Source organism: Streptantibioticus cattleyicolor NRRL 8057 = DSM 46488, from assembly GCF_000240165.1.
Lineage (GTDB): Bacteria > Actinomycetota > Actinomycetes > Streptomycetales > Streptomycetaceae > Streptantibioticus > Streptantibioticus cattleyicolor.
Genome location: NC_017586.1, coordinates 4,954,704 through 4,969,081 on the forward strand (window position 1 = coordinate 4,954,704; position 14,378 = coordinate 4,969,081).

The 14,378-nt window shown below is 73.4% G+C and carries 11 protein-coding genes; 7 read left to right on the top strand and 4 right to left on the bottom strand.

Going from position 1 to position 14,378, the window contains the following annotated elements:
• Positions 1–133: 133 nt before the first annotated feature.
• From SCATT_RS21755 to SCATT_RS21770, 4 genes are all read left to right on the top strand, one after another.
• Positions 134–2,266, top strand: coding sequence for a DNA gyrase/topoisomerase IV subunit B (locus SCATT_RS21755; protein WP_014145306.1), 2,133 nt, complete (start codon positions 134–136; stop codon positions 2,264–2,266).
• Positions 2,267–2,454: 188 nt separating this feature from the next.
• Complete coding sequence (locus SCATT_RS21760) at positions 2,455–2,943, top strand: DUF1453 family protein (protein WP_014145307.1); 489 nt, start codon at positions 2,455–2,457, stop codon at positions 2,941–2,943.
• Between the two features lie 56 nt (positions 2,944–2,999).
• Positions 3,000–4,154, top strand: a complete 1,155-nt coding sequence (locus SCATT_RS21765; RefSeq protein WP_014145308.1) for a sensor histidine kinase — start codon at positions 3,000–3,002, stop codon at positions 4,152–4,154.
• Positions 4,151–4,855: a response regulator transcription factor gene (locus SCATT_RS21770; RefSeq protein ID WP_014145309.1), complete on the top strand. Its 705-nt coding sequence runs from the start codon at positions 4,151–4,153 to the stop codon at positions 4,853–4,855. The genes SCATT_RS21765 and SCATT_RS21770 overlap by 4 nt, the downstream gene beginning before the upstream one ends.
• On the opposite strand, the gene SCATT_RS21775 is transcribed toward SCATT_RS21770, so the two are convergent.
• Positions 4,837–5,526: a response regulator transcription factor gene (locus SCATT_RS21775; protein ID WP_014145310.1), complete on the bottom strand. Its 690-nt coding sequence runs from the start codon at positions 5,524–5,526 to the stop codon at positions 4,837–4,839. The genes SCATT_RS21770 and SCATT_RS21775 overlap by 19 nt on opposite strands.
• The gene (locus tag SCATT_RS21780; RefSeq protein WP_014145311.1) at positions 5,523–7,256 is read right to left on the bottom strand and encodes a sensor histidine kinase; all 1,734 of its coding nucleotides are present in this window, start codon (positions 7,254–7,256) and stop codon (positions 5,523–5,525) included. The genes SCATT_RS21775 and SCATT_RS21780 overlap by 4 nt, the downstream gene beginning before the upstream one ends.
• Before the next feature lie 273 nt (positions 7,257–7,529).
• On the opposite strand from SCATT_RS21780, the gene SCATT_RS21785 reads away from it, so the two are divergent.
• The 3 genes from SCATT_RS21785 (at position 7,530) to SCATT_RS21795 (ending at position 10,450) form a co-directional block, all read left to right on the top strand.
• Positions 7,530–8,459: an ABC transporter ATP-binding protein gene (locus SCATT_RS21785; protein WP_014145313.1), complete on the top strand. Its 930-nt coding sequence runs from the start codon at positions 7,530–7,532 to the stop codon at positions 8,457–8,459.
• Positions 8,459–9,337: an ABC transporter permease gene (locus SCATT_RS21790; protein WP_014145314.1), complete on the top strand. Its 879-nt coding sequence runs from the start codon at positions 8,459–8,461 to the stop codon at positions 9,335–9,337. Before SCATT_RS21785 ends, SCATT_RS21790 begins: the two co-directional genes overlap by 1 nt.
• Before the next feature lie 69 nt (positions 9,338–9,406).
• Positions 9,407–10,450 carry an ABC transporter substrate-binding protein gene (locus tag SCATT_RS21795; protein WP_014145315.1) on the top strand — a complete coding sequence of 348 codons (1,044 nt, stop codon included), beginning with the start codon at positions 9,407–9,409 and terminating at the stop codon, positions 10,448–10,450.
• Between the two features lie 13 nt (positions 10,451–10,463).
• On the opposite strand, the gene SCATT_RS21800 is transcribed toward SCATT_RS21795, so the two are convergent.
• Together SCATT_RS21800 and SCATT_RS21805 are read right to left on the bottom strand one after the other, a co-directional pair.
• Positions 10,464–11,405, bottom strand: a complete 942-nt coding sequence (locus SCATT_RS21800; protein ID WP_014145316.1) for a sucrase ferredoxin — start codon at positions 11,403–11,405, stop codon at positions 10,464–10,466.
• Positions 11,406–11,736: 331 nt separating this feature from the next.
• Complete coding sequence (locus SCATT_RS21805) at positions 11,737–14,184, bottom strand: DNA gyrase/topoisomerase IV subunit A (RefSeq protein WP_014145317.1); 2,448 nt, start codon at positions 14,182–14,184, stop codon at positions 11,737–11,739.
• Positions 14,185–14,378 lie beyond the last annotated feature (194 nt).

Genomic DNA, 14,378 nt, shown 5'->3' on the forward strand with positions numbered 1-14,378 from the left:
ATCGACCTGGGTCTAGCATAAGGGGGCGTAGCCGGGTCGTGGCGATCGCCGACTTCCCGGCATCGGTACCCTCTCTTCGGGCCAGGAGCGCCCTTCAAGGACCCGGTTGCAAGAACTGCGAGGAGCTGCCCGCGTGACCGCCGACACATCAGCGCCGTCCACCGCCCTGTTGAGTGGCGCGGACCGTGACGGATCGAACTACACCGCGCGGCATCTGCTCGTCCTGGAGGGCCTGGAGGCCGTCCGCAAGCGTCCCGGCATGTACATCGGCTCCACCGACAGCCGGGGCCTGATGCACTGCCTGTGGGAGATCATCGACAACTCGGTCGACGAGGCGCTGGGCGGCTACTGCGACCACATCGAGGTGATCCTCCACGACGACGGCTCCGTGGAGGTCCGGGACAACGGCCGGGGCATCCCGGTGGACGTCGAGCCCAAGACCGGGCTCTCCGGCGTCGAGGTGGTCATGACCAAGCTGCACGCCGGCGGCAAGTTCGGCGGCGGCTCCTACGCGGCCTCCGGCGGCCTGCACGGCGTCGGCGCCTCGGTGGTCAACGCCCTCTCCGCCCGTCTGGACGTGGAGGTCGACCGCGGTGGCCACACCCACGCGATCAGCTTCCGGCGCGGCGTCCCCGGCATCTTCACCGAGCAGGGGCCGGACGCCCCGTTCGACGCCGGCAGCGGTCTGCGCAAGGCCAAGAAGGTCCCCAAGACCCGCACCGGCACCCGGGTGCGCTACTGGGCCGACCGCCAGATCTTCCTCAAGGACGCCAAGCTCTCGCTGGACACCCTCCACCAGCGCGCCCGGCAGACCGCCTTCCTCGTCCCGGGGCTGACCATCGTGGTCCGCGACGAGCGGGTGGCGGCCGACGCGGAGGGCGACGAGAAGCCGGTCGAGGAGATCTTCCACTACGACGGCGGCATCGGGGAGTTCTGCGAGTACCTCGCGCCGGACCGGGCCCTCAGCGACGTCAAGCGGCTGCGCGGCGAGGGCACCTTCAAGGAGACCGTGCCCGTCCTCGACGAGCGCGGCCACATGACGCCCACCGAGGTCACCCGCCACCTCGGGGTGGACGTCGCGCTGCGCTGGGGCGCCGGGTACGACACCACGCTGCGCTCCTTCGTCAACATCATCGCCACCCCCAAGGGCGGCACCCATGTCTCCGGCTTCGAGCGCGCGGTCACCCGGACGTTCAACGAGGTGCTGCGCGCCACCAAGCTGCTGCGGGTCGCCGAGGACGACGTCACCAAGGACGACGCCATGGAGGGGCTCACCGCCGTGGTCACCGTCCGGCTGGCGGAGCCGCAGTTCGAGGGGCAGACCAAGGAGGTCCTGGGCACCTCGGCGGCCTCCCGCATCGTGGCCAACGTGGTCGCCAAGGAGCTGAAGGCGTTCCTGACCTCCACCAAGCGCGACGACAAGCAGCAGGCCCGCGCGGTGCTGGAGAAGGTGGTGGCCGCCGCCCGCACCCGCATCGCCGCCCGCCAGCACAAGGAGGCGCAGCGCCGCAAGACGGCCCTGGAGTCCTCCTCGCTCCCGGCGAAGCTCGCCGACTGCCGCAGCGACGACGTCGAGCGCACCGAACTCTTCATCGTCGAGGGCGACTCGGCGCTGGGCACCGCCAAGGTGGCGCGCAACTCCGAGTTCCAGGCGCTGCTGCCGATCCGCGGCAAGATCCTCAACGTCCAGAAGTCATCCGTCTCCGACATGCTGAAGAACGCCGAGTGCGGGGCGATCATCCAGGTCATAGGGGCCGGTTCGGGACGCACCTTCGACGTCGACCAGGCGCGCTACGGCAAGGTCATCTTCCTCGCCGACGCCGATGTGGACGGCGCCCACATCCGCTGCCTGCTGCTCACCCTCTTCCAGCGCTACATGCGCCCGATGGTCGAGGAGGGCCGGGTCTTCTCCGCGGTGCCGCCGCTGCACCGCATCGAGCTGACCAACCCCAGGAAGGGGCAGGACAAGTACGTCTACACCTACTCCGACAACGAGCTGCGCGAGACCCTGCTCGACCTCCAGCGGCGCGGGGTGCGCTACAAGGAGAGCATCCAGCGGTACAAGGGCCTCGGCGAGATGGACGCCGACCAGCTCGCGGAGACCACCATGGACCCGCGCCACCGCACCCTGCGCCGGATCAACATCAGCGACCTGGAGGCCGCCGAGCGCGCCTTCGACCTGCTGATGGGCAACGAGGTCGCGCCGCGCAAGGAGTTCATCACCAACTCCGCGGCCACCTTGGACCGTTCCCGCATCGACGTCTGACCGCCGCCGGGCCGCCGTCCGCGGCGGACGGTCCCGGGCCGCGCCGCCCTCCGCGTCGCGCCGGTCTCCACCCACGGGTGGAGACCGGGTTCCACCCCGGTTCAACCCGGGCGCCGATCCGGGCGGCGGCCACGCTCCGTAGCGTCGGGGGTGTTGGAAACCCCTAGCGCGGAGTACGGAGAGTTCCCATGTCGGGTCTTGTCGATGCGGTCGCGATCGTCGCGGTCGTCGGGCTGGTCGTCAGCCGTCAGCTCAAGCCGCAGAAGGTCGCCGACGCCGACGCGCGGTGGTGGCTGATGCCGGTGGTGCTGGTGGTGCTCGCGGTACGCCAGCACGGGCTGACCGACCCGCACCACCAGGTGCTCTCGGCGGTCCTGCTCGCCGCCGGGGTGATGGTGGGCGCGGGGATGGGCGCCGCCTGGGGGTTCACCACCCGGGTCTGGGCCGAGCGGGACGGGACGGTGTGGTCCAGGGGCACCAAGGCCACCGCGGCGGCCTGGGCCGGCGGCATCGTGCTGCGCGGCGGCCTGGCGGCGGTCGGGGCGATGCTGGGCGTGCACCAGGGCAGCGGATCGATAATGCTGGCGTTGGCGGCCACCCTGCTCGTCCGCACCGGCGTGGTCGTCTGGCGCGCCCGGGAACTGCGGTCGGCGCCCCGGGCGACCGTCCTCGGGTGAGGTCCACCGTGGCGGGCGCCGGGCACCGGGTGCCGCGTGATGCGGAGGGAGCGCAGATGCCGATGAGCCAGTGGACGGCGTGGCCGTCCCGGGAGGCGCTGACCCGGGAGTTCCGCCACCCCGCCCACCGGGGGCTCTCGGTCTTCGTGCGCGTGCTGATCTTCGCCGGGCTGCTGTGGGGGGCGTTCAGCGGCGCCCCGCACCACGGGCTGGCGCGGCTCTGGCTGGCGCTCGGCTCGGTGGGCGCCGGGCTCGCCTTCTGGGGGCTGATCCGCTGCACCCTGCACCACCGGCTGTGGCCCTCGCTGGCGCTGCTCGCCGTCATCGTCGCCGGTGCCTTCGGGGCCCAGTCCGCGCAGGCCACCTTCGCCGCCATAGTGCTGTGGTGCGCCTCGGCGATGGTCGCCATGGAACGGATGCCGCTGGCCGCCGCCGTCCCGTTCACCGCGCTCGCGCTGGGCGCCTACGCGGTGGCCGACAACGAACGCTGGATGGCCACCACGCTCACCACGATCGGGCTGGGGCTGGCCGGATACGTCCTGCGGCTGGACGCGGAGGCCCGCGGCAACGCCCGCCGGCTCCTGGACCAGGAACGGGCGGCCCGGGTGGCGGAGGCCGAGACGGCGGCGCTGCGTGAACGCGGCCGGATCGCCCGGGAGATCCACGACGTGCTGGCGCACAGCCTGTCCGCGCAGCTGGTCCACCTGGAGGCGGCCCGGCTGCTGATCGAACGCGGCGGCGAACGCGACCAGGTGCTGGAACGGGTGGTCTCCGCGCGCCGGATGGCCCGACAGGGGCTCGTCGAGACCCGGCAGGCGCTCTCCGCGCTGCGCGGCGAGATCACCCCGGCCGAGGACTTCCTGCGCGAGCTGGCCGCCTCCGAGTGCGTCACCTTGCGCATCGGCGGCGAACGGCGCCGGCTCGGCGCGGAAGCCGGCCTCGCGGTGCGCCGGGTCGCCCAGGAGGCGCTGACCAACGCCCGCAAGCACGCGCCGGGCTCCAAGGTCGAGATGTCGTTGGACTACGGTGCCGGTGAGGTGGAACTGGTGGTGCGCGACACCGGCGGCCGGGCCCCCGACCCGGCGCTCGGCGCTTCCGGGGCCGGCTACGGGCTGCTCGGGATGCGGGAGCGCGCCGAACTGCTGGGCGGCACGCTGGAGGCCGGCGTGGCCGAGGAGGGGTTCACGGTGCGGTTGCGGGTGCCGGCATGACGGCCGGGCGGACGGTGACGGTGCTGGTCGCCGACGACCAGACGGTGGTGCGCGAGGGCATCGTGATGCTGCTGCGGCTGATGCCCGGCCTCGACGTGGTGGGCGCCGCCGCCGACGGCGACGAGGCGGTGCGGCTGGTGGCCGAGAAGGACCCGGACGTGGTCCTGATGGACCTGCGCATGCCCCGCTGCGACGGGATCGAGGCGACCCGGCGGATCCGTGCGGAGCATCCGCGTACCCAGGTGGTGGTGCTCACCACCTTCGACGACGACGAATGGCTCTTCCCCGCGCTGCGTGCCGGAGCCCGCGGCTACCTGACCAAGGACGCCGGTGAGCGGGAGATCCTGCGGGCCGTCGAGGACGTGCTGGCGGGCGACGCCGGGCTCTCCCCGAAGGTCCAGCGCCGGCTGGTCGAACGCCTCTCCCAGGCCCCCGCGAAGCCGGCCGCCGGCCCCGGCGCCGCGCTGCCCGACCCGCTGCCGGACGGGCTGACCGCCCGCGAGGCCGAGGTGCTGGCGCTGGTCGCCCAGGGGCTGTCCAACGCCGAGATCGCCGCCGAGCTCTACGTCAGCCAGGCCACCGTGAAGACCCACATCAACAACCTCTTCGCCAAGACCGGGGTACGGGACCGGGCCCAGGCGGTGGGGTACGCGTTCCGCAAGGGCATCGGCGGCACCTCGGGTCAGGCCACCGAGCGGTAACGGTGCTCGGGGCGGCCGGTCGTGCCGTACCGCAGTTCCAGCCGGGCCAGCCCCTCACGGACCAGGTAGGACAGGTAGCGCTGCGCGGTGGCCCGGGAGACCCCGGTGGCCGCGGCGACCTCGGCGGCCGACAGATCGCGGCGCGCGGCCCGTACCGCGTCCCGCACCAGGGCCAGGGTGGGCGCCGAGTGGCCCTTGGCCGGCACCGGGGGCAGCGCGGTCGGGCGGGCGGCGCTGAACAGCGCGTCCACATCGGCCTGATCGGTCTCGGCGGCCGGGTCGAGCGCGTCCACCCGGTGCCGCAACCCCCGGTAGGCGGTGAGCCGTTCGGTGAGCGCGGCGGAGGCGAACGGCTTCACCAGGTAGCCGACGGCGCCCAGTTTGAGCGCGGTGCGCACCGAGGTGACGTCCCGGGCCGCGGTCGTCATGATCGCGTCGGGACGGGCGCCCCCGGCGTCCTCGGTGAGCCGGCGCAGCACCTCCAGGCCGCTGCCGTCCGGCAGGTACACATCGAGCAGCAGCAGATCCGGAAGGGTCTCGCGGACCCGGTCCAGGCACTCGGCGACGCTCCCGGCCCGCCCGGCCACCTCGAAGCCCTCGGTCCGGGCCACGTAGGCGGCGTGGATGGCGCTCACCCGGAAGTCGTCCTCCACCACCAGCGTCCTGATCACCGGTCGGCTCCCTTCGCCGTCAGGGCCGCACGGCGGTCGTCCGCCGGATCCGGTACCGGCAGCACCACCGTGAAGACCGCGCCCCGGCCCTCGCTCACCTCGATCGTTCCTCCGTGCCGCCGCACCAGCCGGTGCACCAGCGCCAGCCCCAGCCCGCGCCGCGCGGTGCCCCGCCCGGGCCGGGTCGACCAGCCGTCCTCGAAGATCCGCGAGCGCGCCCACCCCGGCACCCCGGGGCCGGTGTCGGCCACCCGCACCCGCACGGCCGCCGCGTCCTCGGTGAGCCGCAGCGTCACCTGGCGCGGACCACCGGCGGGGGGCGGGCCGTCGGCCGCGGCGTCGACGGCGTTGTCCACCAGGTTGCCCACGATCGTCAGCAGCCGGTCCAGATGCGGCGGTGCCTCGCCCAGCTCCGAGGCCGCGTCGAGGGCCAGCCGCACCCCGCGCTCCTGGGCCACCGTGGTCTTCGCCATCACCAGCCCGGCCATCAGCGGGTTGCCGATCCGGTCCCGTACCGACCCGGCCAACGACGGCTCGGCGCCCGCCGATTCGACCGCGAACTCCAACGCCGCCTCGTGCTCGCCCAGTTCGAGCAGGCCGGCCAGGGTGTGCATGCGGTTGGAGAACTCGTGCTGCTGGGAGCGGAGCGCGTCGGTGAGGCCGCGTACCGAGTCCAGCTCCCGCAGCAGCCCGACGAGTTCGGTGCGGTCGCGTACGGTGACCACGGCGCCGAGTTCGCGGCCGTGCAGCACCACCGGCATCCGGTTGACGGCCAGGCAGTGGCTGTCGGTGAGCACGGTGATGTCGTGGCCGGCCAGCGTGCCGTCCAGGGCGCGGCGCAGCCGTCCGTCGGGCAGCACCTCGGCCAGGGTGCGGCCGAGCGCGGTGCCCAGCCCCAGTAGGCGCCGGGCCTCGTCGTTGACCACGGTGATCCTCTCCCGCCGGTCGAAGGCGAGCACCCCTTCCCGGATGCCGTGCAGCATCGCCTCCCGGTCCTGGAGCAGCTCGGTGATCTCCTCCAGCTCCAGCCCGAACGTGGAGCGCTTCAGCCGCCGGGCCAGCAGCACCGAGGCGCCCGCGCCCACCGCCAGCGCGACCCCGGCGAAGAGCCCGAAGACCGGCAGCTCCTGCCAGAGCTGGTCGACCACCGTACGCTCCCGGATCCCGGCCGAGACCTGGCCGACCAGGTCGCCCGCCGGACCGTACAGCGGCGCCCGGCCGTTGGCCGAACGGCCGGTGGAGCCGTTGTCGACGCCCACGTGGGAACGGCCGTCCAGCCGGGTGCCGGGGGCGTCCACCCGCACGCCGACCAGTTCCGGGTGCGGATGCGAGTGGCGGATGCCGTGCCGGTCGATCACCACGACGTAGGAGGCGCCGGTGGAGGCCGCGATCCGCTGGGTGACCGCCTGCACCACGTCGCCCCCGGTGCCGTACGCGATGGCCTGCCGGATCTGCGGCTCGGCCGCGGTGGTGGTGGCGATCGCCAGCGCTTGGCGCTCGTACTCCCGGTCGAGCTGGCCGCGCTGCGCCACGGCGAAGAGGACGAAGCCGATCGCGCTGGTGAGCCCCAGGATCGCCAGCTGGCCGGCGAGGATGCGGCCGGAGAGCTTCCGGTTGCCCCGCGGCCGGCGCGCCACGGCGGTGACGGCGCGCGTCAGCCGTGCCCGGGCCGTGGCGGCGGCCCTGGCCGGTGGCCGGTCGTGGGCCGGTCCGGGCGCGCGCATCGGCATGTGCTCTTCCGTCCCCGCGGCTCGTCGTCGCTGCGGGCGGACGCGTCGTCCCACCGCCGCGCCCGCCGCCGGGTGCGGCCCTGCCCCGCACCACGATGCGCAGATTGTGCCTGGCAGCGGGCCGTCTGCCCACCCCCGGGGCGGTGAGCACAACGAGCAGAACCCGCGCAACGCGGGAAAGCCGCGCAACGCGGGGAAGGCTCCCGCCCCGCCCCCGCGCGCCCTAACGTCCCCGGCACCCGAACCCCTCGCCCAAGGCGGTGCCAGCACACAGTGAACGAGACAGCCACCGGCCCGGTTCCGGCGATCGAGCTGCGGGCCACCACCAAACGCTTCCGCACCCCGTCCGGCGGCGTCCACACCGCCATCCGCGACCTGAGCATGACGGTGGCGCCGGGGGAGTTCTGCGCCGTGGTCGGCCCCACCGGCTGCGGCAAGTCGACCACGCTCTCGCTCGTCTCCGGGCTGGAGCGGCCCGGGAGCGGACAGGCCCTGATCCACGGCGAACCGGTGACCGGCATCGACCGCCGGGTCGGCTTCATGTTCCAGACCGACGCCGTCTTCCCCTGGAAGTCGGTGCTGGACAACGTCGCCGCCGGACCGCAGTTCCGCGGCACGGCACGCAAGGACGCCGTCGAGTCGGCACGCGACTGGCTGCGCCGGGTCGGCCTGGCCGGCTTCGAGGACCGGCTGCCGCACCAGCTCTCCGGCGGCATGCGCAAACGCGTCGCCCTCGCCCAGACGCTGATCAACGAACCCGAGATCCTGCTGATGGACGAGCCGTTCTCGGCGCTGGACGTGCAGACCCGGCAGATCGTCCAGGACGAACTGCTCGCGCTGTGGGAGCTGACGCGGCCCGCCGTCGTCTTCGTCACCCACGACCTGGAGGAGGCGATCGCCCTCGCCGACAAGGTCGTGGTGCTCACCGTGGGCCCCGGCACCGTCAAGGACGCCTTCCGCATCGACCTGCCACGCCCCCGCAAGGTGCAGGAGGTCCGCTTCCACCCGCACTTCGTGGCGGTGTACGAGCGGATCTGGCGCAGCCTGCGGGACGAGGTGCAACTCGCCTACGAGCGCACCGCGGGCACCACCGCGGCACCCGGCGGCCCCGGGGAGCCCGGCCCGCCGGCCGACACGCGCACCGGCGACGCCGTGGGCACCGGACAGAACCTCACCGACGCGACGAAGGGGCACCACCACTGATGGCCACCGGAACCCTGGCCGCGGCGCCCGGCGCCGAGGCCGACGAGACCGCGCTCGCCCGCACCGCCGCCTCCCGCCGGCGCCGCCGCGGGGCGCTGGTCCACACCGTCCAGGCGCTGCTGGTCGTGGTGGTGGTCGGCGGCTGGCAACTGGCCTCCGCGCGGGGCGCGTTGGACACCTTCACCTACGGCTCGCCGGGCGGGGTGGTCCACCAGCTGAAGACCTGGTTCACCGACGGCACCCCCACCGGCTCCATCTGGTACAACATCGGCATCACCATGGAGGAGACCGTCCTGGGCTTCCTCATCGGCACCGCCGCCGGGGTGGTGCTCGGGGTGGCGCTCGGCCGCGTCCAGGCGCTGGCCGAGGTACTGGCGCCGTTCATCAAGGCGGGCAACTCCATCCCGCGCGTGGTGCTCGGCTCGATGTTCATCATCTGGTTCGGCCTGGGCCCCTCCGGCAAGGTGGCGCTCGCCGTGGTCCTGGTCTTCTTCTCGGTCTTCTTCAACGCCTTCCAGGGCACCCGCGAGGTGGACCGCGACCTGATCGCCAACGCCCGGGTGCTGGGCGCCTCCCCGTGGCGGGTCACCTCGCAGGTGGTGCTCCCCTCGGCGATGACCTGGATCGTCGCCTCGCTGCACGCCGCGTTCGGCTTCGCGCTGATCGGGGCGATCGTCGGCGAGGTGCTGGGCGCCCAGGCCGGGCTCGGCCAGCTCATCCAGCAGGCGCAGCAGACCTTCAACGCCAACGGCGTCTACGCCGGCATCGTCGTCATCGCGGTGCTGGCGCTGGCCGCGGAGTTCCTGATCACCCGGTTCGAACGGCGGGTGCTGCGCTGGCGTCCCACCCAACTCGCCGGTGACTCCGCCGGGTTGTGACCGGCCGTCCCCTCCGCTCCCGTCCCCCCCCGTTCCCACCCGCTCGTTCCCACCAGAAGGAGACCAGCGATGACGCCGGTCAGAAAGTCCGTGCTGACGGCCGCCGCCTGCGCGCTCGCGCTGTCGCTCACCGCGTGCGGCGGCGGTGCCGCCAAGACCGCGCCGAAGAACGCCGCCGGGCAGTCCACCGTGAGGATCATGGTGGGCGGCCTCGACAAGCAGATCTACCTGCCGGTGACGCTCACCCAGAAGCTCGGCTACTTCGCCTCCGAGGGGCTGGACGTGCGCCTGTCGGACGAGCCGGCCGGGGTGGACGCCGAGACCGCGATGGTCGCCGGGCAGGTCGACGCGGTGGTGGGCTTCTACGACCACACCATCGACCTGCAGTCCAAGGGCAAGTCCACCGAATCCGTGGTGCAGTTGCTCCAGGCGCCCGGCGAGGTGGAGATGGTCCGCGCCGACGAGGCCGGGGCGATCCGCTCGCCCGCCGACTTCAAGGGCCGCAAGCTCGGGGTCACCGGGCTCGGCTCGTCCACCAACTTCCTCACCCAGTACCTGGAGGAGAAGAACGGCGTCAGGAGCAGCGAGGCCACCTCGGTGGCGGTGGGCGCCGGCTCCACCTTCGTCGCCGCGATGAAGAACAAGCAGATCGACGCCGGGATGACCACCGAGCCCACCATCTCGGTGCTCCAGCGGCAGGGGCTGGCCCGCCCGCTGGTCGACATGCGCACCGTGGCCGGCGCCAAGGCCGCCCTCGGCGGCACCTACCCGTCCTCCTGCCTGTACATGACCACCGACTACATCCGGAAGAACCCCGAGGTCGCGCGGAAACTGGCCGTCGCCTTCGTCCGGACCCTGAAGTGGATCCAGGGCCACAGCGCCGCGCAGATCGCCGACCGGATGCCGGCCGGTTACTACGCGGGCATCGGCAAGGAGCTGTACACCAAGGCGCTGGAGGACGAGAAGGGCATGTACTCGCCGGACGGGCTGATGCCCGCCGACGGCCCGCGCACCGTCCTGTCGGTCCTCTCCGCCTGGGACCCCTCGGTCAAGGGCCACCGGGTGGACCTGTCGAAGACCTACACCGACGAGTTCGTCAAGCAGGCCCGGTAGCCCGGCCCGCGGTTCAGGGAACGGGAAACTCCCGGGGGAGGGACGGGGGTTGCCCCCGCACCGAGGTCACCGTCATCCGCTCCGGGGTGCCCGGGGCCTTCCCGCAGCTCTCCGGACGCGGCGGCGCGGAGACCTCCCGGGCCACCCGTACCGACCAGCGGCGGCCGTCGCGGTGGAGCACGTCCACCGTCCAGCCGCCGTCGTCGGCCGGCATCGGCGGCCCGGCGGTCAGCGCCTCGGCGTCCGCCTCGCCGGTGAGCCCGCGTACCGCCAGCTCGGCGGCCTGGCCCGGCCGCTCCCAGGTCGAACGGCCCCGGCAGTGCCGGTGCACCATGCGGCCGTCCCGCGCCGCGCGCAGGATGCGTTCCGCGTCGGCGACGGCGAGCCGGGCGTAGGCGTAGCCGTACGGCAGCACGAGCATGGTGGGCGCGAAGCGGTGGCCGCCGAGGTGGGTGACCTCCCAGACGTCGCCGAGCCCGGTGCCGGCGAGTCCGGCGGCGAGCGGCCTGCCCAGCAGGGCGCAGCAGCGGTCGCGCCGGCCGTTGGTGCACACCAGCGCGAGCGGGGCGCCGTGGTGCGGGGTGCCGAAGCCGTCGTGGTGTCCGGCGCCGAGCCGTGCGAGGTCCAGCTCCAGCAGGTCGCGCGGGTCGTCGACGACGGCCTCGCGGATCCAGCCGCGCCCGGGCGCGGTGTGCGCCACGACGACCCGGCGCGAGCCCGGCGCCCGGTCCGCCCCGGACTCCCGCCCCGGCCGCCGGACCAACGCCGTCCGCACCCCCGTCCCGCCCGCCGCCGACTCCAGCGCGCGCCCCACCTCCGGATCGAGCCGGCTCCCGGTCAGCGCCTTCGCCCCCCACGGCCCCGGCTGTTCCACCAGTACCCACGTACGCGCCACCGCCGCCGTGGCGGCGGGCGGCTCGGCCAACTCCCAGGAAACGGTTGCGCAGGTAGTCACAAAGGGGAGCCTAACCCGCCCTTCACGCCCCCCTGAGCCCCATTCCCGCCATCCCCTCGGGCCCGGTGTCCGGCGTGGCCGCGGATCCCGCCGACGCCCGGGTGGTCCGGCCCGGGTGGGGTGCCCTGGCGGGGGCGGCGCGCCGTGTGCGGACGCCGCCCCGCGTACCGGGGCCTACCCGGGCCGGCCGCGGCCCAGGCGCAACCGCCCCCGGGCCCCGGGTGACCGGCCAGGCCGGAGCCGCGCCGCGGCGGACCCCGCCCGTGCGCGGGTGGTCCGGCACGCCGCGCTCAGGCCGACGCACCCCGTGGCACGCCCGGGGCGCCGGCGGTCACGCCGGGCCGGCCACCGCGGTGATCGGCTTGCGGAGGGCGACGCCCGAGCCGTCCCGGCGGGGATCGGGGTCGGGGAGGTCGGCGGGGGAGCCGTCGGCGGCGCAGGCACGGGCCGGGGCGGGGCCGGCCCAGGCGAACGCCAGGCCGTCCTCACCGCGCAGGAACCGCTGGCAGCGCACCCCGCCGGTGGCCCGGCCCTTGCGCGGATACTGGTCGAACGGGGTGAGCTTGGCGGACGACTGCGTCGTACCGTCCAGCGTGCCCTCGGCCCGCGCCACCGTCAGCACCACCGCGTCCGAACCCGGATCCACCGCGGTGAACGAGATCACCTTCGCCCCCGCGCCCAGCTTGATCCCGGCCATGCCGCCCGCCGGACGCCCCTGCGGCCGGACCTGCCCGGCCGGATACCGCAGCAACTGCGCGTCGTCGGTGACGAAGACCAGATCCTCCTCGCCGGTACGCAACTCGGTGGCGCCGACCAGCCGGTCGCCCTCCTTGAGCGTGATCACCTCGAACTCGTCCTTGTTCCCGGGGAAGTCCGGGACCACCCGCTTGACCACGCCCTGTTCGGTGCCGAGCGCCAGCCCCGGCGACGACTCGTCCAGCGTGGACAGGCACAGCACCCGCTCGCCCTCGGCCAGCGACACGAACTCGGTGACCGGCGCGCCCCCCGACAGCGTGGGCGCCGCCTTCTCCGGCAGCACCGGCAGATCCACCACCGACACCCGCAGCAGCCGGCCTGCCGAGGTGACCACCCCCACGTCACCCCGCGTGGTGGCCGGCACCGCGGAGACGATCACATCGTGCTTGCCGCGCTTGCCGCCGGCGGGCTGGAACTCCTCGTCCCGCTCGGTGCGGGCCAGCAGCCCGGTGGAGGAGAGCAGCACCCGGCACGGGTCGTCGGAGATCTCCAGCGGCACCGCGGCCACCGGCGCCCCGGCCGACTCCAGCAGCACCGTGCGCCGGTCGGTGCCGTACTTCTTGGCGACCGCGGCCAGTTCGCCCGAGACCAGCTTGCGCAGCTCGGCGTCGGACTCCAGCACCTTGGTCAGCTCGGCGATCTCCGCGGTGAGCCGGTCGCGTTCGGACTCCAGCTCCAGCCGGTCGAACTTGGTGAGCCGCCGCAGCGGGGTGTCCAGGATGTACTGGGTCTGCGCCTCCGACAGCGAGAAGTGCGCCATCAGCCGCTCCTTGGCCTGCGCCGAGTTCTCACTGGAGCGGATGAGCCGGATCACCTCGTCGATGTCGACCAGCGCGACCAGCAGCCCCTCCACCAGGTGGAGCCGGTCGCTGCGCTTGCCGCGGCGGAACTCGCTGCGCCGCCGCACCACGTCGAAGCGGTGGTCGACGTAGACCTCCAGCAGCTCCTTGAGCCCCAGCGTGAGCGGCTGGCCGTCGACCAGCGCCACGTTGTTGATGCCGAAGGACTCCTCCATCGGGGTCAGCTTGTACAGCTGCTCCAGCACGGCCTCGGGGTTGAAGCCGTTCTTCACCTCGATCACCAGCCGCAGCCCGTGCTCGCGGTCGGTGAGGTCCTTGACGTCGGCGATGCCCTGGAGCTTCTTGGCGCCGACCAGGTCCTTGATCTTGGCGACGACCTTCTCGGGGCCGACGTTGAAGGGCAGTTCGGTGACGACGATGCCCTTGCGGCGCGCGGTGACCGTCTCGATGGTGGCGGTGGCCCGGATCTTGAAGGTGCCGCGGCCCGTCTCGTACGCGTCGCGGATGCCGGACAGGCCGACGATGCGCCCGCCGGTGGGCAGGTCGGGGCCGGGGATGAAACGCATCAGCGTGTCGAGGTCGGCACCCGGGTGCTTGATGAGGTGGCGGGCGGCGGCGACGACCTCGGTGAGGTTGTGCGGCGGCATGTTGGTGGCCATGCCGACCGCGATCCCCGAGGCCCCGTTGACCAGCAGGTTGGGGAAGGCCGCGGGCAGGGTGACCGGCTCCTGCTCCTGGCCGTCGTAGTTGGGGGCGAAGTCGACGGTGTCCTCGTCGATCGAGTCGGTCATCAGGTTGGCCGTCGGGGCCATCCGGGCCTCGGTGTACCGCATCGCGGCCGGCGGGTCGTCGTTGCCGAGCGAACCGAAGTTGCCGTGGCCGTCGACGAGCGGGACGCGTTGCGAGAAGTCCTGCGCCATGCGCACCAGCGCGTCGTAGATGGACGCGTCACCGTGCGGATGCAGCTTGCCCATCACCTCGCCGACGACGCGGGCGCACTTGACGTACCCGCGGTCCGGGCGCAGGCCCATCTCGTTCATCTGGTAGATGATCCGGCGCTGGACGGGCTTGAGTCCGTCGCGGGCGTCCGGCAGCGCGCGGGAATAGATGACGGAGTAGGCGTACTCCAAGTAGGAGCGCTGCATCTCGTCGACGACGTCGATGTCGAGGATGCGCTCCTCGAAATCGTCCTCAGGCGGGGTCTTCGTGCTGCGGCGGGCCATCGCGCGGCTGCTCCTTGGGCGGGACCGGAACGGATGTCTGACGCGGTCCATTGTGGACCGCACCACGGACAGCGCCGACCACCACCCGGTGCGGCGGCGGGCCCGAGGGCCGTGGACGCCCCGCCACACGGGCCCTCGGGCACGCACGGGTGACGGGAACTTCGCGTGGTGTCCATGCGCTTGCCTAGAGTGGC